This window comes from Brevibacillus sp. 7WMA2 (genome assembly GCF_010748895.1).
Classification (GTDB): Bacteria; Bacillota; Bacilli; order Brevibacillales; family Brevibacillaceae; genus Brevibacillus_B; species Brevibacillus_B halotolerans.
In genome coordinates, this window is the sequence record NZ_CP048799.1 from 4,833,453 (window position 1) to 4,854,268 (window position 20,816).

21 protein-coding genes and 1 pseudogene are annotated in these 20,816 nt (G+C 38.5%); 18 read left to right on the top strand and 4 right to left on the bottom strand.

Annotated features, from left to right (window positions below):
* Nucleotides 1–173: 173 nt before the first annotated feature.
* Nucleotides 174–2,192, bottom strand: coding sequence for a methyl-accepting chemotaxis protein (locus GOP56_RS20830; protein WP_254068493.1), 2,019 nt, complete (start codon nucleotides 2,190–2,192; stop codon nucleotides 174–176).
* A gap of 314 nt (nucleotides 2,193–2,506) precedes the next feature.
* Here GOP56_RS20830 and GOP56_RS20835 point away from each other — a divergent pair, with 314 nt between their 5' ends.
* From GOP56_RS20835 to GOP56_RS20850, 4 genes are all read left to right on the top strand, one after another.
* The gene (locus GOP56_RS20835; RefSeq protein ID WP_003335176.1) at nucleotides 2,507–3,004 is read left to right on the top strand and encodes a cation:proton antiporter regulatory subunit; all 498 of its coding nucleotides are present in this window, start codon (nucleotides 2,507–2,509) and stop codon (nucleotides 3,002–3,004) included.
* A 7-nt stretch (nucleotides 3,005–3,011) separates the two neighbouring features.
* Nucleotides 3,012–4,241 (top strand): cation:proton antiporter, encoded by a 1,230-nt coding sequence (locus GOP56_RS20840; RefSeq protein WP_003339076.1) that lies wholly within the window; start codon nucleotides 3,012–3,014, stop codon nucleotides 4,239–4,241.
* Nucleotides 4,242–4,427: 186 nt separating this feature from the next.
* Nucleotides 4,428–5,453: an acyltransferase family protein gene (locus GOP56_RS20845; RefSeq protein ID WP_371807976.1), complete on the top strand. Its 1,026-nt coding sequence runs from the start codon at nucleotides 4,428–4,430 to the stop codon at nucleotides 5,451–5,453.
* 224 nt (nucleotides 5,454–5,677) lie between these two features.
* On the top strand, nucleotides 5,678–6,841 hold the full coding sequence (locus tag GOP56_RS20850) for a hypothetical protein (protein WP_163246524.1): 1,164 nt from the start codon (nucleotides 5,678–5,680) through the stop codon (nucleotides 6,839–6,841).
* A 149-nt stretch (nucleotides 6,842–6,990) separates the two neighbouring features.
* Here the strand turns inward: GOP56_RS20850 and GOP56_RS24100 are convergent, their stop codons facing one another.
* On the bottom strand, nucleotides 6,991–7,134 hold the full coding sequence (locus GOP56_RS24100; protein ID WP_082457671.1) for a sigma factor: 144 nt from the start codon (nucleotides 7,132–7,134) through the stop codon (nucleotides 6,991–6,993).
* A gap of 185 nt (nucleotides 7,135–7,319) precedes the next feature.
* On the opposite strand from GOP56_RS24100, the pseudogene GOP56_RS24455 reads away from it, so the two are divergent.
* The 11 genes and pseudogenes from GOP56_RS24455 to GOP56_RS20905 all read left to right on the top strand — a co-directional run.
* Nucleotides 7,320–7,448 (top strand): annotated as a pseudogene (locus GOP56_RS24455) (siderophore biosynthesis protein); the annotation flags it as partial.
* 315 nt (nucleotides 7,449–7,763) lie between these two features.
* Nucleotides 7,764–9,044: a helix-turn-helix domain-containing protein gene (locus GOP56_RS20865; RefSeq protein ID WP_163246525.1), complete on the top strand. Its 1,281-nt coding sequence runs from the start codon at nucleotides 7,764–7,766 to the stop codon at nucleotides 9,042–9,044.
* Between the two features lie 18 nt (nucleotides 9,045–9,062).
* On the top strand, nucleotides 9,063–9,200 hold the full coding sequence (locus tag GOP56_RS23505; protein ID WP_003339069.1) for a hypothetical protein: 138 nt from the start codon (nucleotides 9,063–9,065) through the stop codon (nucleotides 9,198–9,200).
* Between the two features lie 159 nt (nucleotides 9,201–9,359).
* The gene (locus tag GOP56_RS20870) at nucleotides 9,360–10,073 is read left to right on the top strand and encodes a response regulator transcription factor (protein ID WP_163246526.1); all 714 of its coding nucleotides are present in this window, start codon (nucleotides 9,360–9,362) and stop codon (nucleotides 10,071–10,073) included.
* Nucleotides 10,063–11,103 carry a sensor histidine kinase gene (locus tag GOP56_RS20875; RefSeq protein WP_163246527.1) on the top strand — a complete coding sequence of 347 codons (1,041 nt, stop codon included), beginning with the start codon at nucleotides 10,063–10,065 and terminating at the stop codon, nucleotides 11,101–11,103. Before GOP56_RS20870 ends, GOP56_RS20875 begins: the two co-directional genes overlap by 11 nt.
* An 89-nt stretch (nucleotides 11,104–11,192) precedes the next feature.
* Nucleotides 11,193–12,113 (top strand): ABC transporter ATP-binding protein, encoded by a 921-nt coding sequence (locus tag GOP56_RS20880; protein WP_163246528.1) that lies wholly within the window; start codon nucleotides 11,193–11,195, stop codon nucleotides 12,111–12,113.
* Entirely contained in the window at nucleotides 12,106–12,840 is a 735-nt protein-coding gene (locus GOP56_RS20885) for an ABC transporter permease (RefSeq protein ID WP_163246529.1), read from the top strand. Before GOP56_RS20880 ends, GOP56_RS20885 begins: the two co-directional genes overlap by 8 nt.
* Nucleotides 12,841–12,896: 56 nt before the next feature.
* Nucleotides 12,897–13,496: an undecaprenyl-diphosphatase gene (locus tag GOP56_RS20890; protein WP_163246530.1), complete on the top strand. Its 600-nt coding sequence runs from the start codon at nucleotides 12,897–12,899 to the stop codon at nucleotides 13,494–13,496.
* Between the two features lie 258 nt (nucleotides 13,497–13,754).
* Nucleotides 13,755–13,994, top strand: a complete 240-nt coding sequence (locus GOP56_RS20895) for a hypothetical protein (RefSeq protein WP_003339062.1) — start codon at nucleotides 13,755–13,757, stop codon at nucleotides 13,992–13,994.
* Nucleotides 13,995–14,582: 588 nt separating this feature from the next.
* A complete protein-coding gene (locus GOP56_RS20900; RefSeq protein ID WP_003335158.1) occupies nucleotides 14,583–15,179 on the top strand; it encodes a hypothetical protein in 597 nt (198 codons plus the stop codon).
* 214 nt (nucleotides 15,180–15,393) lie between these two features.
* The gene (locus tag GOP56_RS20905) at nucleotides 15,394–16,224 is read left to right on the top strand and encodes an aldo/keto reductase (RefSeq protein WP_163246531.1); all 831 of its coding nucleotides are present in this window, start codon (nucleotides 15,394–15,396) and stop codon (nucleotides 16,222–16,224) included.
* Between the two features lie 116 nt (nucleotides 16,225–16,340).
* Here the strand turns inward: GOP56_RS20905 and GOP56_RS20910 are convergent, their stop codons facing one another.
* Nucleotides 16,341–17,795: an NADP-dependent glyceraldehyde-3-phosphate dehydrogenase gene (locus tag GOP56_RS20910; protein ID WP_101667555.1), complete on the bottom strand. Its 1,455-nt coding sequence runs from the start codon at nucleotides 17,793–17,795 to the stop codon at nucleotides 16,341–16,343.
* A gap of 203 nt (nucleotides 17,796–17,998) precedes the next feature.
* Between GOP56_RS20910 and GOP56_RS20915 the strand changes: the two genes are divergently transcribed.
* Nucleotides 17,999–18,478 (top strand): MarR family winged helix-turn-helix transcriptional regulator, encoded by a 480-nt coding sequence (locus GOP56_RS20915; RefSeq protein ID WP_003335155.1) that lies wholly within the window; start codon nucleotides 17,999–18,001, stop codon nucleotides 18,476–18,478.
* Nucleotides 18,479–18,662: 184 nt separating this feature from the next.
* Here GOP56_RS20915 and GOP56_RS20920 read toward each other — a convergent pair whose 3' ends face one another.
* The gene (locus GOP56_RS20920; RefSeq protein WP_003335153.1) at nucleotides 18,663–18,917 is read right to left on the bottom strand and encodes a YciI family protein; all 255 of its coding nucleotides are present in this window, start codon (nucleotides 18,915–18,917) and stop codon (nucleotides 18,663–18,665) included.
* Nucleotides 18,918–19,132: 215 nt separating this feature from the next.
* On the opposite strand from GOP56_RS20920, the gene GOP56_RS20925 reads away from it, so the two are divergent.
* Entirely contained in the window at nucleotides 19,133–20,452 is a 1,320-nt protein-coding gene (locus tag GOP56_RS20925) for a helix-turn-helix domain-containing protein (protein WP_003335152.1), read from the top strand.
* The gene (locus tag GOP56_RS20930) at nucleotides 20,449–20,670 is read left to right on the top strand and encodes a hypothetical protein (RefSeq protein WP_163246532.1); all 222 of its coding nucleotides are present in this window, start codon (nucleotides 20,449–20,451) and stop codon (nucleotides 20,668–20,670) included. Before GOP56_RS20925 ends, GOP56_RS20930 begins: the two co-directional genes overlap by 4 nt.
* Nucleotides 20,671–20,816: the final 146 nt, after the last annotated feature.

Genomic DNA, 20,816 nt, shown 5'->3' on the forward strand with positions numbered 1-20,816 from the left:
TTTTATAACATCAAAAAGAATAGACAGCTCGTGGCTGTCAAATTCTTTGGGCATATGCATCTATTCTATGAGGGGGGATGAATAAATTTGCTTGTTTGTGGTGGATGTCTAAAAATATTCAAAATCGCAAAATGAACCACAAAATACATAAGGAATGGTGCTTTCATTACAAATTAAACTTTAAATCGCTTCAGTTCTTCCTGCAACTGCTTCGTCATGTTAGCCAACGTACTAGCGGTAGCATGTACTTCCTGAGCAGAAGCGGAGGCTTGCTCGGACGTAGCCGCAATTTCCTCTGAGGAGGCAGCGACTTCCTGCGAGATACTGGAGCTGGATTCCACTTTCGAGATAATATCTTCTTTTTGCTGCTGCATGTGCTGTGCAGATAAGCTAAGTTCCTCCAGCTTAGGATTAATGACGTCAATTTCTGCCATGATGTTACGGAAAGAGGCAGTGGCTGTGTCCATTTCTGATTTTTGCCCGGAGATAGCTTCTTTCATTGATGTTGCATTCATAAGCATTTGATCTGAATCGGCAGATACCGCGCTAATCATGTCTGCGATCATTTGAGAAGATTGGCGGGATTGCTCTGCTAGTTTACGTACTTCATCGGCCACAACAGCGAAGCCTCTGCCAGATTCCCCTGCTCTTGCTGCTTCAATAGCTGCGTTTAATGCTAATAGATTTGTTTGTTCAGCAATTTGATTAATGACAGTAGTGATATGATGAACATCCTTTAGGTTATCGTTGGCTGTGACAATATTATTGATGAAATCCTGGAAAACCAGATTAACCTCATCGACCGATGTGATGAGCTGATTCAGGTTTTCGTTACTTTCATTTGCTAACGTATGAATATTTTTTCCGTTAGTGTCTACTTCTTCGATCGCACGCACCATCTCATCTAATTGTGTACCATACGAGCTGAGAGTCTCACCGATCTCAATCAAATCTTCTGTTTGGGAAGTAACACCCGTTGCTACATCTTGAATGGAGATCGACACACTTTCCGTAGCGGTACTCATTTCATTGGAAACGTTACTTAGGCTCTGAGAAGATTGATCGATTTCCGTCGATTGCTTTTGTACAACACCAATTAAATTACTAAAGGAGTTCTTCATATTTTGTAGCATGTGAGACAGCTCACCAAACTCGTCTTTACGCTTGAGTAGCTTGTCATCGATTGATGTGTTTAGCTCGCCTTGTGCCATTCTTCCTAGAATGTCTTTAAAGGAGTGGATGGAACGACTTAGCGTATAAGCATACCAATAGGCAACACCAATAGAAGCTAACAAGAATAAACAAGAAATTACCATTAAATAATTTCGCATGCTAGTAATGCCGCTAAGTAGATCATCGGAATTGATATAGATCACAATTCCACCGCCTGTAAGAGGGATCGGGGCGTATCCAACATATTTTTTTATTCCTTGATAATGATAAGAGCCAGAACCAGCATTTCCCGTAATCAAATCGGACAAAATGGTAGCGAGTTCTTTAAAGCTGTCATCGGTCTGAGACATCACAATCAAGTTTTCTTGTTCTTTCATTTTTGGAATATCATCAGTGACGACAATCGTTCCGGTTTTATCTACAACAAAGCCTTGTCCTGTTTCACTGAAACTAAGCGTAGACAAAAACTTTACCAATTCATCAGCAGATTGAACGACGTATACAACACCAATAATCTGATTTCCCGTACGGATAGGTGCAGCAAACACGATAATAGGTTCTTTCGTTTGGCTGGCGATAAATACGTCTGATGTATTTGAAGCTCCGGTCAATGCTTTTTGGAAATAGACCTTTTTACTAATATCTTTCCCTTCATTACTACCAATCACGGTCTTACCTGTAGCGTCTGCAATACCCCAATCTATTGCACCATGCTCTTTTACTAGGGTATCAAGATTCTTTTTAATTGTTGCTGAATCTGTTTGATATTTTTTAACTGCTTCTCTAGCTGCTAAACTTTCTACAAATGTTATGTCATCTGTCAATTGAGCCTGATAATTTCCCGCTGCTTGTTGGGCAAGAGGCAAAAGCATTTCCTCTGCACTTGTGACCATTTGCTTTTGCGCTTCAAAAAAAGAAAGGCTTGTAAGTCCTAAGCAGGTAATGATCAGCAAGCCACAAATCATAAATAATAGCTGCCCTTTAATCGATTTAAACTGAAAGATTCCTTTCAATTTCAAAATAATCCCTCCATTTTTACACTTGTTAAAACAAGCATGTCTTTACATTTTCGTACTTTAACATTAAAAAATTTATGGACAATTTGTTACAGATGTGTAAAATAGCAAAAATAAAAAAATACGCAAGCTATTTAAGTGCTTTTATTTATAAATAAGTAAACCTATAGGAATTATGAAACTTTTTCGGGCTTGATTCGTATACCAAAAAAGTAATCAGCCCAAGAAATGATCAATAGTAATGTTTCGTAATAAAAAGGGTAAACTGATTACAGATTCTACATTATTTTTTATGTAGCGAGGAGGGCATTACAGCAATGGATATTCGTGAAATTGAACTACCTGGCATCGGTCGAAAATTCGAAATGATTACAAGAAATAATGAAAAAGTGGTTATCGTTATCCACGATGATGGTCGAAGAGAGATTTATCAATTCGATGCAGATGATCACGACGAGAGTATTTCTAGTGTTATTTTTAACGATGCCGAAGCTAGAAAAGTGGCTGAGATTCTAGGAGGAGTCGTTTATAAGCCAAAAGCGCTTGAGACAGTAGAAATGGCATTTCATGATTTAGTAATTGAATGGTTTAAGGTATCACCAAATGCTTTAGCGGTTAATCGGTCGATTCTGGAGGTGGATATTCGCAATAAGTACAGTGTGACTGTGATTGCTATTCTGAAAAAGAATTTGAAAAAAGTTCTGAATCCGGGACCTGAGGCGATTATAGAAGCTGGAGATACGTTAGTCCTAAGTGGGGAAAGAACTCATTTAAAGGCGGCGATTCGTGAATTATTATCGAACGAGGGGGACTAAAATATAGATGGATCATTTGGTATTTGAGGTCGGAACGGCACTTTTGTTGGTAGCGATTGCAGCATTGCTGGCGGGAAGATTAAAATTCTCGATTATCCCATTTTTAATTGTTTTGGGAATGATAGTAGGGCCACATGCTCCTACGATTGGAATTTTTGATTTTACCTTTATTGAATCCCAGGGAATCATTGATTTTATGGGTAGGATTGGCGTTTTGTTTTTACTGTTTTATCTTGGGCTGGAATTCTCAGTCGGTAAGCTCATCAAATCAGGGAAATCTATAGCCGTTAGTGGAACCATATATGTAGCTCTTAACTTTGTATTGGGGCTTCTCTATGGTTTTATAACAGGATTCCCAATGCTAGAAACATTAATTATTGCTGGTTTTGTGTCAGTGTCTTCCAGTGCGATTGTAGCCAAAATCTTAGTAGATTTGCGGCGAACGGGAAACTCAGAGACAGAACTTATCCTCGGAATAATTCTCTTTGACGATATTTTCCTCGCGGTATTCCTTTCTATTATGTCAGGATTGTTGCTAGGTGGGGCAACATCGATTGGAGGAAGCATTCTATCTGTCCTCATTTCAATCGGATATATGCTATTGTTTTTTGTAATTGCGCGTAAGGGAACCCCTATCTTAAATAAACTACTTAATATTGCTTCAGATGAAATTTTTATCATTGTGGTGTTTGCAGCTTTATTCTTTGTTGCTGGTTTTTCTGAAACCATTCACGTAGCAGAAGCAATCGGCGCCTTATTATTCGGCTTAGCATTATCAGAGACAGAGCACAGCAAACGCATTGAAAAACTCGTTATTCCATTCCGTGATTTTTTTGGAGCCATATTTTTCTTTAGCTTTGGGCTCAGTATTGATCCATTAACACTAGGCGGTGCCATTTGGCTTGCGTTAGGTGTTGTTATTTTAACTGTAGTGAGTAATTACGTTGCCGGTATGATTGCAGGCAGACGCTCTGGACTGTCTCATAAAGCATCTAGTAATATCGGACTTACGATAATGGCTCGCGGTGAGTTTACTATTATTGTAGCGAATCTTGGTATTGCAGGCGGGCTAATGCCTATTTTAAAACCGTTTTCTGCCTTATACGTGTTGATTCTTGCTATACTGGGACCTTTACTCACCAAAGAATCTAAGTATGTGTATCAGTTTATGAACAAGATTTTTGGCTGGAGTCAAAAAACAGCAAAAAAGGCAGAGAAGAAGATTGAAAACTCATAACGAGAAGAGAATACAGGCTTCGGCTTAAAGTATATAGAAGGCTAAATAATGGGGCTTAGTTCAGTACATATTGGACTAAGTTCTTTTTTTATTGGTTTTCCACAGAATTTCCACGTTTATTTGATAGAATGATAATAACAAAGAGTAAAACAAATACAAAAACAGAAATCGGAGACTAATATGTATATGGATTCGAGAATCGTCAAATCGTTGTTTATACTACAGTTGCTCTCATCATTTCTAGTATTTGCTGGGCATTATACCGCATTAGTGCTCAACTATACTGATCCATTCTGGGTTATTGCTTTAAATCAAATCAGCCGTTATGGAACTGTATTTTTAGCAATTATTACTGGATTTTTTACTGCAAGATCCCTAGAACGATTAAAGGGGAGTGGCTGGAGCTTTTTTTCGGGAAAAATTACTTATATTTTTATCCCGTTCCTTTTATTTGGTGTTTTGTATCACTATTTATTAACGGAACAGCTCCCTTCACAAGGAACTGATTTTCTAAATATCATACTTGGTAAAACAGGCGGACAGCTTTATTTTATCTTCATGCTGTGCCAATATTATGTATTCGCTTACATTTTTAGGAATATTATTAACAAAAAGAATATTCTTGTGCTGATCTGGGTGTTTATGATATTTCAATATGTGTATATTAATTACCTACACCAGCCTTGGCTTGGACTGAGTACACGGCATGCTTTCCCGACCTGGATTTTCACGTTTTATTTGGGACATATCATATATTGGTACAGGGAAGAAATCATTCTCTTCATGAAGAATAATCAGCCTATTCTGGTAGGCTTTGCTGGAATCTCCTTATTTAGTGCCATATTGTTTGTTCTATCTGAAACAACCTACGTGGCTGTTCATATGCGGTTTGTATTAGCGACACTTGTTACGTTGCTTACTGGCTTACTTTTTCTATTCGATTGGGCAGAGTATATTCCTTTGACCTTTCGTAAAGGTCTGACCTTCTTCATATACCTGACACACTCGGCTGTTACGATTATAGTAAATAAGACACTGATAGGTTATCTAGGTGATATTGCTTGGATTTTTGAAAGCACGTGGTATACGCTAGTTTATTTAGTCATTATTTATTGCATCACCTTTGGAATTTCCATGCTTTTGTCTAAAATGATGAACCTGATGGAGACACATAAACGGCGGAAGATTAGACAAATAGAAGGATCGATGTAAAAAAATGGTTGATGCATGTGTTCAGGATGCATCAGCCATTTTTTATTTGCCGACGTTTGGCTCTGATATTCAACCAGTAATTCATCGTCTCTTTTTTGTTTCATTCGTAACGTTTATAATAGATAAGTAATTTTTGTTTCCCTTCTTCTTAGCAGATTTGTATCTACGTGCATTCTGCTTGTGATAGGCGGGGTATCATCTAAGACAAATACATGGAGGTTTTCATGAATAAAAAAGAAGTGGCAGCTTGTCTGTCCGCGTTCTTGCTCCTATTATTGCTGGGCTGTCAGTCTGTGGAACAGCAAGCCCAACAAGCCTACTCTGAACCCAAACAGCTAGAATCGATGAATAAAACAGACATACAAAACATTTGTACTGATGAGCAAGATTGCATAGAGTTAGGCAATAGACTGGTTAAGGAAATCAGTGTAAACATACCCGAGCTACTTTCGATGGAAGAGTATGAGAAGGATAAAAACGCTGAGTCGAAAGCCAACGAGAAAGGCTTATCCATCGACGCAAAAAGACAAAATGCTATTGAAACACAAGTGCTGATGAAATACAAGATTAATGCACAAGATGAATTAGTAGAGCCGTATCAGCAAAAGCTGGATACCCAAAAATGGAGGAGCAACTCTTTTGCAACTGATCTAAAGCGTGAGGAGCTTGAAAAATGGCAAAAAGATACTCGGCTGCATCATGAGATGTGGAACTTCTATAAGGCGTTAATTCCTAAGGAGCAACGAAAACAGCTTACAGAATTCACGGTGATGACAGATGGGAAACAGCATGTCCTTGCGAATCTAATTCAATCAGAGGATGGTTCGAATAAATGGAGATTGGCGATGGATGCGCTAGATTTCCATAAAGCTGATCCACAGCTAGTTAAAGAACTGATCCATGAGACTGCCCACCTGATCTCGCTAGGAGAGGATCAGATGCAAAGTTACATAGAACATGATAAACCAAGAGCGCGGGCGAGTCAGAGTCGGTCAAAAAATAACGTAAAGTGTGACAGTCTACATGTAAACGAAGGCTGTACGAAAAAGGATTCTTATCTAAATAAATTTTATCAGCAATTCTGGTCGATGTATGAAAAAGAATGGGAACAGACAAATGTAGAGACCGATGCAGTAGCTAAACGGGTCTTCTACGATACCTATCATCAGGAATTTGTATCCGAATATGCCATCACCAACGTGGTAGAGGACTGGGCAGAGACCTTTACCATGTTTACACTACATGATTTTAGCCAAAATGAAACGACATCAGAAAGCCAGCAGAAGTTCGCGAAAATGAAATCGTTGTATGCATATTCTGAACTAGTTAAGGTGAGAACAGAAATTCTATATCAAGTGTATAAGCTGCTACCAGAGCTAAAGCAGTAGCAGAATTAAAGGACTAGCAGATTAAAGGACTAGCTTATACAAAATGAACCAAAAGCCAGAGGTCCCCAGTAACGGATATCTGGCTTTTGGTCTGTCATTTTTGTCAGTACGGTATGATGGGGATAGAGCCGCTATATGTATGTTCTTCTTTAAAGCGGCGAAATACATTCATTTGATAGGAGGCTTTTTTCGGAACAGGGAAGCTCGCCACGAAAGCTCTCGACACTGCGATAAGCCTTGATAAATACCTCCTGGGTAATATCCTCTGCCAGCGCATGGTTTTTGACAATCATACAAACCAGATGGAAGACGCGTTCCCCATATTGGTGAATCAAATCCTGAATCGCATTTGTAAACAATTTGTTAAGACAGAATATTGCTAGTGGTTTCTAGTGAATTTATAATAAATGAAATGTTTCGTGTTTATGTACATATACGGTTAGAGAAACAAACTTTGAAAAGGGAGCGGCGTTATCAAATGAAAATTCCTCAAGCGTTTTTCAAGGCTTTTCCAGCGTATGAAGACGTATTTTATGACGAGATAGAACAACACCGCAAGCATTTCCTGCCTATTTGTTCGATTAATTTACAGTGTGTGTTTCCAGAACGATCGGGATTTGGAAAAAGCGGTGCTGAAATGAAAGGCTGTCGGCGGGGGACTATCGGCAGCCTTTTCGTGCTTCAGGACATTCCGTTAGCGCGCATGTATTACCCCAAAAATCCTGCTGAATTATAACTAGTGAATCGTGATCAATTCTAAACTTCAATTCATAGGAATGGAATCTATCAGGTAAAAATCTTTTGAGCATAATAAAATACTATTAATCAATCCATTATTTTTTATTGTTATTTACAGAAATATACAGAAGGGTTAAAATTAATAAAAAATGCTACGTTCTATTAATATAGGAAGGGGATTCATATGGTCGACAGTAAAACTACCCAAACAATCGGGGAGCTGATAAGAGCAAAAAGAACAGAGCTAGGCATCAGTTTATCAGAGGTATCCAGAGTGACTGGGGTTAGTAAGGGGGTTATTTCCAAAATAGAAAGTGGTGAGACGAAGCGTCCAGAGTTACGAACCTTAAAACCAATCGCAGATGTTTTAGAAATCCCTTGCGAGGAGATCATTGAATGTTGTATTGAAATGGAACAACGAGTGAGTGTGCTGGATGTATTTTTATCAGAATCCATTGAAATTTCCAACCTTTCCTTACTCACAAAAGTGGCGAATAAATTTCTTGAGTCTCCTCAGGAGGATACATATACACTATTAGAACATTTATACCAGCTTGCGAATAAGAACATGAATACAGACATTCGGTTAACCCTCTATAATATCATTATTACCTATGCCAGAGGCCATGGAGTACCCATGTATATTGCAAAAGGATTATATCAAAAATACTTAATTGAGAGAGAAGATTTGAAACGTTTGGAAGAATCGTTTAGAGTAGGAGAAGAATCATTATATTATGTGGATTTTTTATCTGATGAAGAGAAAATAACTTTTTATTTTAGAATGACATTGCATGCTCATAACACGAAGAAATTTGCCGAGTGCATCGAGTTATGTAAGTTGGGCCTGAAAGAAGGAACCCCGGGAACAGAATTAAAGGCGAGAGCCCACTTAGCTATGATTAACTCTCTGTTATTTTTAGAAAATTATGATGAAGTAGAGCATCATTTGGATGTTTTCGAGCAATACCCGTATCATTTTGTCCCGGATGCTACGAAAATTACTCGTGCTATTGTGAAAGCAAAAACGAAGCAATTTGATATAGCGATTCCCATGTTAAAGGATTGTCTAGCTGAGGTTAGCAAGGACCTTAAAATACATGTGGCGAATGAATTATTTGATGTATATTTTCAAACGAGCGACATGAATTCTATTGCAGAATTGCTGACCAAAGAAGAGGAATGTATGCTTCATCATCCTCAAACTCCCTATCAGCATATTTCGATCGGAACATTCTACCAATTCAAAGGGAATTTTATGATGGAAAGCGGATTTCCTGAGCAAGGAAAAGAAAGCTATTTGTTGAGTTTAGGTACATTTAAAAAAGTGAATGCCTATCAGGAATTAACAGAGTGTATGAAACATATTTTTGAATATTTTGCAAAAAATTTAATGTCAGTAGATATTGAATATGTAAAAAGATTAAATGAAGTGTATAATGGGGCTGTAAGAAAAAAATGGTAACTAGAGGAGGAAAATGGAGTGAAAAAGACGGTTGCTGCAACGGTATTATCCTTAACTTTATTAGTCGCGATGAATGTGGTTCCTTTACACAAAACAACGGGTTCAAACATAACTGCTTTTAAAGTTATTCCAACTGTAGTTGATCCTGGCCATTAATATTATGAATTTTCGATAAGAGCGCTATCGTAATGAGGCGCTCTTTTTTATTGGCCAAAAAATCATGTCATCACGCAGTATTTCTCGTCCTCTCGAAAGTAAGGTCTTTGCTTGCGGAGATGGTATAATGCGAAGAAGAGATAAGAAACGGGTGAAAATATGGAAGAGATTCGGGTGCTTATTGTCGATGATGAAAAAGAAATTAGAGATTTACTACGCAAATATTTGGAAAGAGAGTTATATCAGGTTGATGTGGCAGTAAATGGAGAAGAAGCTCTTCAGATGTTTGAAAAAAAGAAATATAACCTCCTGATCTTAGATGTAATGATGCCCAAGATTGATGGGATCGAGGTATGCAGAAGGCTTCGAAATAAAACGAACATTCCGATTCTAATGCTCACTGCTAAGGATCATGAGATTGATAAAATTTTGGGTCTGAGTATGGGGGCAGATGATTATATTACCAAGCCCTTTAGTATAAATGAAGTGGTGGCTAGAGTTAAGGCTATTATGAGAAGATTTCTAATACTAGGGAGCGATGATCGTTCTCATGAAAACACATTACTAATGTTTAAAGGCATTACAATTGATCTTATAAAATATACCGTACATTTAGCTGGAGAAATGATAAGCTTAACAGCCAAGGAATTTGAACTACTGAAATTTTTTGCTTCCCATCCTGAACAGGTTTTTACGAAGACACAGCTCTTTCGTCAGGTTTGGAATAGTGAATACGTAGAAGATGACAATACGGTTATGGTACATATTCGAAAACTGAGAATGAAAATAGAAGCGAATCCATCCGAACCAAAGTATATTCAGACCGTTTGGGGAATTGGCTATAAGTTTGTAGGTGAAAAAAATGAGATATGACAAAATAACCTTCCTTCTTCTCCTTCAGCTCATCATCATGACATGCTTCCTATTTATAGATGTAAAGGGACTGACTGAAGGCTTCCTGAGAGGAGGGTTATTTACTGTTTTATTTGTGATAACAGGACTTCTTATTGTCATAAGGCTCGAATTCCTGGCGAAAGTAAAGAGGATGATTGAGGAGCTAAGACGTGCGACTCATGGAAATTTCCAGACAAGATTATTGGCTAATGAGGATTACTTATTTAATGAAATGATCTTTTGCATGAACGAATTAATTGACCAGCTAGAAAAAGTTCAAGTTCAGGCGATAAAATCAAAAGCAGCCAGAAGAAGTCTTTTATCTAGTATTTCGCATGATATTCGTACTCCTCTTACTTCTATGATTGGATATGTTGATGCTCTAAAGGATAATGTGGCAACTTCAGACAAGGAGAGACGAGAATATCTGGAGATCATTTCAAAAAAATCGAGCGGTTTGAAACATGTAATTGATGAAATGTTCCATATGGCGAAATTAGATGCGGATGAAATCCCTTTACAGCTAGAATTGCTCGACTTTGCTGAAATGGTTAGGGAATCATTAATTGAATTTTTGTCTGAGCTAAAAACATATCAGATGGAGCTGAAGGTCTGCATTCCTGAAGAGAAATGCCTGATCGTAGCTGATCGTCTGAGTCTGTTCCGAATTATGAATAATATGATCAAAAATGCTGTGCAGTATGGGAAAAAGGGGAAAGTGCTAGGCATTGAATTGACTGAGACCGACAAAGAGTACCAATTGTCTATATGGGACAAGGGTCCGGGGATTTCTAGGGAAGACGTACCTCATGTATTTGAGAGGATGTATCGTACAGATCGCGCGAGAAACTCATTACATGGGGGTAGTGGACTAGGTTTGGCTATAGCTAAGAGCCTTGTAGAAAAGCATTCAGGAAAGATATGGGTCGAGAGTGAGCCGGAAATAAAAACGACCTTTGGCTTTTCTATTCCCAAGCAAAAGCAGCATGGAATGGAATTTAAGAATTAATTAAGAACGAATTAAGAGGCAATTAAATTCGTCTGCTTATCATGAAACTATGAACGCTAGTGATAATCGTTTAATAGCAGGGGGACAACATGAGTGTAATCATTAAAACCACAGATGTAACAAAGGCATATGGTACGCAGATCGTTGTAAATAACCTTGAGATGAATGTAGGGCAGGGACAGATTTATGGTTTTCTCGGTCAGAATGGTGCAGGAAAGACGACTACCATTCGTATGCTGTTAGGATTAATAAAACCCACACGGGGGACGATTGAAATATTCGGAGAGAATTTACTGAAAAAAAAGAAAGAGATTTTAAGAAGAATAGGTTCTATTGTGGAGTCATCAGGATTCTATGAAAACTTAACAGCTAGAGAAAATCTGTTTATTAATGCAAAGCTCATGGGTGTTCATAAGAAAGATGCAATAGAGGAAGCCTTAGAGATCGTTGGACTTCAACATGAGACGAAAAAGCTGGTCGGTAAATATTCATTGGGAATGAAGCAACGTTTAGGGATTGCTAGAGCCATTCTGCATCATCCTGAGCTGTTACTATTAGACGAACCAACCAATGGTTTAGACCCGATTGGCATTAAAGAGATACGAAGACTGATTAAATCTCTAGCCCAAGAAAGAAATATAACGATTTTGATTTCTAGTCATATTTTATCAGAAGTAGAACAACTGGCAGATCAGATTGGAATTATTCATGAGGGGAGGCTGCTTGAGGAAATCTCCTTTGAAGAGCTTAGAGTTAGAAATCGAAAATACCTTGAGTTCCAGGTATCTAACGATAATAAAGCAGCTATGCTGATGGAGGATCAGCTTCAAATATCTGATTACCGGGTGCACGAAGACGGAATTATCAGGGTGTATTCACACTTTGGCCAACAGGGGAAGATGAACAGATTGTTTGTAGAGAATGGTATTGAAGTAAGTAAGATAACGATGAGCGAAGATAAGCTAGAGGATTACTTCACGAAGTTAATTGGAGGTGGGACTATTGGGTAATTTGCTTTATGTTGAACTTCTAAAGCTTAAGAGAGCGAAAATGTTTTTTGTCAGCATGATAGGAGCGGCTTCAGCTCCGATTATGGTATTTATCGGATTTTTAAATATGAAAATGAAAAATCCTCATGCATCTGTTGAGTTTCAAGAATCCTTTTACAATACGAATTTGTATACACTTCTACTCATAGGAACACTTCTGTATGGAGTGATTACTGCTTACCTTATTAATCGGGAGTATGTGGAAGATACATTAAAAAACCTGCTAACCATCCCCGTATCGAGAACTAGCTTTATTCTAAGCAAATTAGTTTTACTGTTGATTTGGATTTTACTATTAACAATAATGACTTGGGGACTGACTTTGATTTTAGGATGTATTGGACAGTTTGAAGGTTTAAGTACCGCTTTATTAATACAATCCTTTTCCCAATATATCATGGGTGGATTTCTACTGTTTCTGTTGTCAACGCCAACTATGCTTGTAACCTTTCTGTTTAAAAATTATGTTCCTACCATTATATTTACTGCCGTTATCACGATGGCAAACGTCGCACTTGCAAATTCAGAATATCGGGTATTGTTTCCTTATTCAGCGGTACATGCAGTGGCTATTAATCGGTTTGTTGCTGAATATGCTCCCGTATACTCCTATTTATCTATTTTGCTTACATCGATTCTTGGATTCATTATAACCACGGTGTATGTTAACAAGGTGGATGTTCATTGATTATCGTCTCTCTTGTTGTGCTATTATTGCTATTTTAAATAGGGGGAATGCGAAAAATGAGCGTTTCTGAGTTAAACATTGATGTTTTTCGAGCCATTAATGATGTAGGGAAACAGTATGCTGTTTTAAATCCAGGTGTGGTTTTTATTGCAGAATATATGGTGTATTTTTTAGGATTGGGTTTACTCGTCTATTGGTTTACTCGTAACCACAGAAATCGAATGATGGTCATTCAAGCGATGATTACCTTCGTCTTTGCCGAAATACTTGGAAAATTAGCGGGACTGTTCTATTCGCATTATCAGCCATTTGCGGTACTTCAGGATGTCAATCAGCTCGTTGAACATGCGATCGATAATTCGTTTCCAAGTGATCATTCGATTTTGTTCTTTTCCATCTGTGCTTCTTTTTGGCTTATGCGTAAAAAAGAAGGCTGGCTATGGCTTGTCCTCGCTGTAATTGTAGGACTCTCTCGTGTTTGGGTAGGTGTTCATTATCCAGTTGATGTCATAACAGGGGCATTATTAGGCATCGTCTCGGCCTTGTTTGTGTATTGGGCTGTACCAAGGCTTGCTTTTATACAACGGCTACTTGCACTTTATGAAAAGATAGAACAACAATTCTTGTCGGCCAAAAACAAATCCAAGAATTTTTAAGCAAAAAACCGCGGAGCTAATCCTGCGGTTTTTTTATGGGAATGGAGACAGTTTACTGAAAATTATGTCGCTTTGTCGAATAATGGCACAATTTGTCATACGTTTCAACATTTTCAATTGATATATTCTTGGCGGAACATTCTTTAGAATAAAAAGATAAAATAGAAAATATCTTATTTATCACAGGAAGTATTGTGTAGCATGTATGTAAAAATTAACGGAATGCGAAACTCACAAGACAGAATGGAGGATTTCAAGATGGCACTCGTATGGGCAGATGAACCTACAGATGGGAATAAAACTTCCCAGAAATCAAAAGAGCATGAAAAAAGAGAGGTCCCTTCCGCCGACCAAAGCCAAGGAACATCTCTTCGTTTTAAACAAAAAACGCTCTCTTATCTTAGTGTAAGGGACAGACAAGCTCCAAAGCAACAGAGTAGCACGGAATTTCCTAAAAAAGGTAAAGATGTTGTGGGAAGTATGTGGGCATATTTTTAAACAAATAAAGAGCATGAGGTAAGTCTACATCTAAATGCTACATGGTGATCCTAGTTGCTACAAGGCAAGACAAGCCTGAAAAGATAAAACACGAAAATTCATACAATGATGTATGTGATAAAACAGGTACAGGTCAGGTTGTTGTCCGAAAGCAACGGTAACAATTTAATAGGGAGTAGTGGCCGCCTAGCATTGTCTGGACAAAACGGACATCTACTAAAAACCATTGTGCCAGTTCCCGCAAATTTGTTCATTGTTTCCTAATCAATCTTTATTTACAAAACCATCACGAATGATCCCCTCTTCATTGGGGTCATTTTTTTTATGGAAGGATGATTCGATTGTCTTCGAATCATCCTGTTGCTGTCATTAGAGAATATATCTTTCAGATTCAAAGGGGGTTTTTGGAGGTAAATCAAATAAATGGAATCGGAAACCCAGAAAACTAGAAAATGCTTTATTACATAATCAGGAAGGCAGTTTTTGGATGGTTACACATTACAGGCTAATAATGTTAAAATAGAAGGCATGTTTCATTCAGCAGCTTTCTTTATAGAAGTTGCAGTCCAAAGAAAGGTGATGAGGAAGATGAAAAAAATGAAGGGGACCCTGCTTGTCCTACTAGCATGTGCTATGCTTACAGCTTGCTCCAATAACTCAGGAGAAAAAGCTCAACCTACTAAAGTAAACCCAGAAGGGGCACCAGCACCGGCACCAGCGGAAACAAAAGCTAATAATGATTTTAAAGGGGAGCCAATAAAGGACAGTAAAGGCTTACCTGAACCTAGTCAAATTAACGTATATAAATACGGTAACAAAAAGACTTTAAAATCTACAGATGCGGATTTCAAAAAAATTGTTGAATTGACAAACAAACGTGTAGGTATCGTGGGAGAAATCGTTCCTACCCAGGAAACAGAGCTAAGCATTGAGAAAGCAACCAAATTAGGTCTAGCGATTGAATATGTATATGATAAGCCAGTAGAGCATGAAATTGTGGCCAAAGAAAAACAAGGCGACAAGAAAGTAAATACTACGGTTAAGGTTACTTCTAAGAGCGATATCTTTGTCTTCTCTGGAAACGATAGTGACAGAATGTACTATAGCGAAGATGGTAAAACCTATACCGACAAACCTATTCGTCTAACGGAGACAACAGAATTAACCAAACTAATTTCTAAATAATAGATACGTTTTGACGAATAAAACAACTTGCAAGAACCCGTTTACATGATAAATGGGTTCTTTTTTTGCTATGCAATTATGCTAAACACGTTTCGATGTATGAAAATATAGAAGGTAACACACACAATAGGTGATAAATGGATTCTCTACATGCTACAATGAAACTGTTGCTGTTACATACAGCACTTTTAAAAAGCTGAGGAGGGGAACAGCAGTGATAAAACATCTCGCAGATTGTACAGTACTCCAAAATGGAGTGAAAATGCCTTGGATTGGTCTTGGTGTATGGAGAGTAGATGATGGAGCTCAGGTTGTTCACGCAGTGAAAACAGCAATTCAGCACGGATATAGAAGTATTGATACTGCTATGATCTACAAGAATGAAGAAGGGGTTGGCCAAGCAATTGCTGAAGCTGGAGTTCCCCGTGAAGAATTATTTATAACTACTAAGGTATGGAATAGCGATCAGGGCTACGATACGACGCTAGCTGCTTTTGATGAAAGCTTGAAAAAGCTTGGCCTGGACTATCTTGACTTGTATTTAATCCATTGGCCGGGTACAGACAAATATGCAGATACATGGAAGGCATTGGAGAAGCTATACAAGGATGGAAAGGTACGGGCAATAGGTGTCTGCAATTTCCACAAGCATCATTTGGAAGAATTGATGAAAACGGCAGAAGTGAAGCCGATGGTCAACCAAATCGAATTGCATCCGCTCCTGAGCCAGAAGGAACTGCTTACATATTGCAAACAGAACAACATTCAGGTCGAAGCTTGGAGCCCATTGATGCAAGGAAATTTAGATCATCCTGTTTTGGCTAAATTGACACAAAAATACGAAAAAACACCAGCTCAGATCGTGCTTCGCTGGCATTTGCAAAATGGTGTTGTTATTATTCCAAAGTCGGTTAAAGAGCATCGTATTATGGAGAATGCAGCTTTGTTTGACTTTGCATTGTCAGATGAAGATATGGGCAGAATCAATGATCTGAATCAAAATCAACGTTTTGGTCCCAACCCAGATGAATTCTTTTTAGTCTGATGGAATTAATATCAAGTAAGTAAAAAACGCCTCTTATGATGAGCATGTCTCATCAAAAAGAGGCGTTTTTTTTGTATGCGTCTAATGAAAACTAGATTGTAAAAACGCAGCGGATATTATTGTAAGTTCAAGACCGTAACTTTATCACGTGTCATGGATTGCAGGCTTTTTGGGACACCCTGTACACCTACACCGGAACCTTTTACTCCAATGAATGGGAAGTGGTCTGGACCGCGTTCTGTACGTCCATTAATTTGCACGGAGCCTGTTTCTAGCTTTTTCGCCAGATGGAATGCTTTGTTAATATCATTCGTAAAGACACTTGCTTGAAGTCCAAACTCGGATTTGTTTGCAATCTCAATCGCTTCTTCTGCGTCTTTAATTCGGATGATTGGCAGAACAGGACCGAATGGCTCTTCCCAGGCTACACGCATATCAAGCGTTACGTCTGCTAGCAGGGTTGGATGAATCAAATTGCCCTCACGCTTGTTGCCAGTCAAAACTTTAGCACCTTTTTCGATCGCGTCATCAATGAGACCTTGAATGTAATCAGCAGATTTCGTGTCGATTACAGGCACGACAGTTGCTTTGTCTTCCGGAGAACCGATCGATAGCTTTGCTACTTCTGCTGCTAGCATATCCGTTAGCTGATCAGCTACTTCATCCTGAACTAGCACGCGTTTGATGGCGGTGCAGCGTTGACCGGAATAAGAGTAGGCGCCCGAGATGATTTGACCCGTTGCTAATTTTAAATCAGCGTCTGGAAGCACGATAGCAGGATCTTTACCGCCAAGCTCCATCACAAGTGGTACCATTTTTGCTTTGCTTGCGATGTGATAACCAGTAGCTGTTCCGCCTGTAAAGGTAATCATGTTGATTCCTTTATGCTCAACCAAATAATCACCAATCACAGAGCCGCGTCCGGTTACTACGTTTACAATGTTTTTCGGAATTCCTGCTTTGTGTAGGGCTTCAATCATTTTGATACCACTCAAAGCTCCTTGTGTTGCAGGCTTGAAGATTACTGCGTTACCCATCATCAATGCTGGTGCAATTTTAGCTGAAGACAGGTTAACCGGGTAGTTGAATGGCGAAATAGCCAAAACGACACCAAGTGGAACACGTTCAACAATAGCGATTTTTTGTTTTGAACCACCAGGAAAGTTTTCACCACTCATGCTTTCGTTGTACATATGAATAGCTTCTTCAATGTTGTAGCGAATGAGATCCGCAGAGCGTTCCACTTCCTTCTGGGCATCAGCAAAAGTTTTACCCACCTCTTGCATCATGATATCAGCAATTTCGTCCTTCATAGCCAAAAGCTCGTCAATCCATCTATAGAGATAGGTAGCACGTTCACGAATGCTTAATTCAGCCCAAGCTTTTTGTGCTTCAGCCGCTAACTTGATGGCTTCGTCTACTTCTTCGCGAGTGATAGCTTGTACCTCGCCAACGACTCCGTCTTTATACGGGGAATATATTTTAACAGTTTCGTTAGAGGAGCTTTTTCTCCACTCACCGTTGATATAGTAAGGTAATTGCATATGTGCAGGTGCTGCTTTTGTAGTCATAGTCTGTACCCTCCATGATGTATTGAATATTTTGGTACGTTGATACCAAAAATGTGTTAATGTACAAATTGAACCACTTTAGTAACGCGGTCAATTGTCTGTTAATGAATTGACACGTTCATTATATTTGACATAAGATTAATTTGTCAAAAACTAAATTGTGTACAATTGAATTGGAAGTGTAAAAAGAGGGGAGACAAATCATGAATAACAAGAAAATGCTAGCGCTAGATCAACAGCTATGTTTTTCGATTTATGCCTGTTCTCGTGAGATTTGTCGGTTGTATCGCCCGCATTTAGAAGAAATGGGACTTACCTATCCACAATATTTAGTGCTTTTAATTTTATGGGACGAGCATTCCTGTACGGTGAAGCAGCTAGGGCAGCTCCTTTATTTGGATTCAGGTACGTTGACACCGATGCTAAAAAGACTGGAAGCTATGGAGCTAGTGAAAAGGGAGCGCTCTACCACTGATGAGCGAACCGTCAATATTACAATTACAGAGAAGGGGAAACAGCTTCAAAGCAGAGCGAATGGGATAAAAAATGCCTTAGTGGAAAGTACGGCGATCTCTATGGAGGAATTTGGACCGTTACTAGAGCAGATGCAAGCGATGCTAGAACGTATCCATGAATTAAATAAAAACAAAACCTACTGCTGTATTGAGGCTGACAAAGAGTAAGCGGCAGGAAAACAAGATTGCCAAAAAAGCTAGATGACCTTTAAAAAGATGTAAGCGGTCTAAAAGTAACCCGTGAATAAATAAAAGAATCCCGATTTACATGTATATTTGTTTTTTTGTTACCTATGGACATACACAAAAACCGCTCAAACGACTGCTGAGCGGTTTTTCTTTGTAGCTTTTCCTATATATTCCATTGATGCAATTCCAGACGGCGTACACCTTCTACTACATAAGGATCAGATTCAGCTATTTGTGTAGCCTCCTCTAACGTATCAGCAATATAGATTACCATCCCGCCTGAACCATCGGCAAAAGGCCCTTTCGCGAAGATTTTGCCTTCTGCTTTTAGCTTTTCGAGATATTCAAGATGATGAGGGCGAAATTCTTGATTTTTCTCTGGATTTTTCATATGTAAAATTGCAGCGAAGTGAGCCATTTTGAAATCTCCTTTAGCTAACAGGTTTTCTTTTTATTGTATCAAAATTCAGCAAGGTTTGCGATGTTAATGGCTTCATTTTTATATTTACAAAGAAAGCTTTGAAACAGGTTTGATGTATCAAAAAAGGTAGCAAAACCATGTAAAATATTGTAAAATTAAGGCTAGGTTAGTAGATTTATGTTGGAGGAAAAGAGAGCTGGGGGGGATGAACAGTGTTTCGTTCCGAACTGGAATGGACGCGTGAGGAATTACGCGATACGATCCGCAAGCATATGAAACAAAAAAGATTGACGCAAGCGGAAACAGCCCAGCTGATTTCCATTGAAAGAAGCGGATTTACCAAGGCCATTAATGGTAACCATTCGTTTACGCTGGAGAGCTTAGATAAATTGACCGTAGTGTTTGAATTGGAAGAAGGGGCTTTTTATCATCTGTTTTTTGGAGAGTGCATCGAACAGCGGCTCAAAAGTGTCCATCTGGTATTTATTAAGGACAAATACGAAAAGTTTCTAAGGCGTTGCCTAGAGGTTGGGAAGTATGATATAGCGTTTCAGCTATTGGAAATGCTGTTGGAGCAGGATAATAAAAAGCTCGATGTGATTTATACGATTGCGGATTCTATTTTTGAACAAGCAGAGTTAAAATATCCTGGAGTTCCCACTTATAAGGAATCAGAGTATCAGCAAGCTCTTTTTCTCTATAATTATTATGTAAACAATGAGGCTGACTATCATTCGGAGCAATTAGCCATTTGCTATTTTCGAATCTTTTATATTATGCGCTTTGATGTAAAAGAATCTTATGAAAAATTAGTAATGCTACTATCTGTCATTAATCGATTGCCGCTACAGGAAAAAATCAAAGCCTATGATCGAGTAATGATGTATTTTTATATTGCTAGCGATTGGGAAAAGGTATTGCATTATGCCGATATCTTAGAGAAGCTGGCAAAGGGTCAGAATATTGACATTTATAATCACTGTCTGATGATTAAAAGCTTTGCGCTAAAGGAAACAGAGGACTATCAGGAGGCTATGCGTCTAACCGATCTGTATTCTAAGTATAAACCGTTTCAGAATGTCGGATACGGGAATCGCATGATGATCGAAATTACCTCAGGTGATTTGGACAACCTTCTGACCTATGTAAGCTGGCTATCTCAGCAGGATCAGCGAGAATCAGGTCTGTCGATTGTCATCAGGAAGCTATTAGATGCTAATCGAGCACTGTTAGCCCGTCATATTTTTGAGATGTTTGCCAAGCGTTTAGCCCCTGAGGAAAATATATTAATTAATAAATATCGTTTTAATCTTTTTCAGGTTGCCTCTCAAATGTATTTCGAACTAGCTTTGTATAAAGAGGGTATCGATCAATTGTTAAAAGCAATAAATAAAGCACTCTCTCTTCAGAAGCAACAAGAACTAGGGGAGTTGCTTTATATGTTTGAAACACATAGAATTCATGCAACTCAAGAACAACAGCGTCTCTATTGGAATTTGTTAAAAGAGTGGAAGGAGGGTGAATTCGCATGAAAAAAGTGTTAATCGTTATTGGATTAGTAATGGCGTTTACAGCCCCAACAGCGGCACTAGCAGACAATGGCGCTAAACCGATTGATTACAGCAGCGGTACAGGACTTGGAAGCAACGATAAAGAGAAAGATAACAACTGTACTGAGAATAGCACTGAAAAAGATAATCATGGCACAGATCAGGGTAGAATTTGTGATAACGGAGCTAGACCAAAATAGAAAAATGGAAAGTAGGTGTTGCTGTCGCTCATGACATTGGGTGGCAGCTCTTTTTCTTCTATTTTAAGAAAAAGTGATAAAAAAATGGAAAACACCTGTAACTTATCACGTTACTTTATCATTATATAAAATTTTAAATTGCTGGA

Bases quoted from the DNA above. Each gene is read 5' to 3' on its own strand.
- GOP56_RS20835 (WP_003335176.1), top strand. From the start codon at position 2,507: ATGGATATTCGTGAAATTGAACTACCTGGCATCGGTCGAAAATTCGAA.
- GOP56_RS20880 (WP_163246528.1), top strand. From the start codon at position 11,193: ATGAGTGTAATCATTAAAACCACAGATGTAACAAAGGCATATGGTACG.
- GOP56_RS20850 (WP_163246524.1), top strand. From the start codon at position 5,678: ATGAATAAAAAAGAAGTGGCAGCTTGTCTGTCCGCGTTCTTGCTCCTA.
- GOP56_RS20840 (WP_003339076.1), top strand. From the start codon at position 3,012: ATGGATCATTTGGTATTTGAGGTCGGAACGGCACTTTTGTTGGTAGCG.
- GOP56_RS20875 (WP_163246527.1), top strand. From the start codon at position 10,063: ATGAGATATGACAAAATAACCTTCCTTCTTCTCCTTCAGCTCATCATC.
- GOP56_RS20915 (WP_003335155.1), top strand. From the start codon at position 17,999: ATGAATAACAAGAAAATGCTAGCGCTAGATCAACAGCTATGTTTTTCG.
- GOP56_RS20890 (WP_163246530.1), top strand. From the start codon at position 12,897: ATGAGCGTTTCTGAGTTAAACATTGATGTTTTTCGAGCCATTAATGAT.
- GOP56_RS20930 (WP_163246532.1), top strand. From the start codon at position 20,449: ATGAAAAAAGTGTTAATCGTTATTGGATTAGTAATGGCGTTTACAGCC.
- GOP56_RS20865 (WP_163246525.1), top strand. From the start codon at position 7,764: ATGGTCGACAGTAAAACTACCCAAACAATCGGGGAGCTGATAAGAGCA.
- GOP56_RS20870 (WP_163246526.1), top strand. From the start codon at position 9,360: ATGGAAGAGATTCGGGTGCTTATTGTCGATGATGAAAAAGAAATTAGA.
- GOP56_RS20845 (WP_371807976.1), top strand. From the start codon at position 4,428: ATGGATTCGAGAATCGTCAAATCGTTGTTTATACTACAGTTGCTCTCA.
- GOP56_RS20910 (WP_101667555.1), bottom strand. From the start codon at position 17,795: ATGACTACAAAAGCAGCACCTGCACATATGCAATTACCTTACTATATC.
- GOP56_RS20900 (WP_003335158.1), top strand. From the start codon at position 14,583: ATGAAAAAAATGAAGGGGACCCTGCTTGTCCTACTAGCATGTGCTATG.
- GOP56_RS24100 (WP_082457671.1), bottom strand. From the start codon at position 7,134: ATGATTGTCAAAAACCATGCGCTGGCAGAGGATATTACCCAGGAGGTA.
- GOP56_RS20920 (WP_003335153.1), bottom strand. From the start codon at position 18,917: ATGGCTCACTTCGCTGCAATTTTACATATGAAAAATCCAGAGAAAAAT.
- GOP56_RS20895 (WP_003339062.1), top strand. From the start codon at position 13,755: ATGGCACTCGTATGGGCAGATGAACCTACAGATGGGAATAAAACTTCC.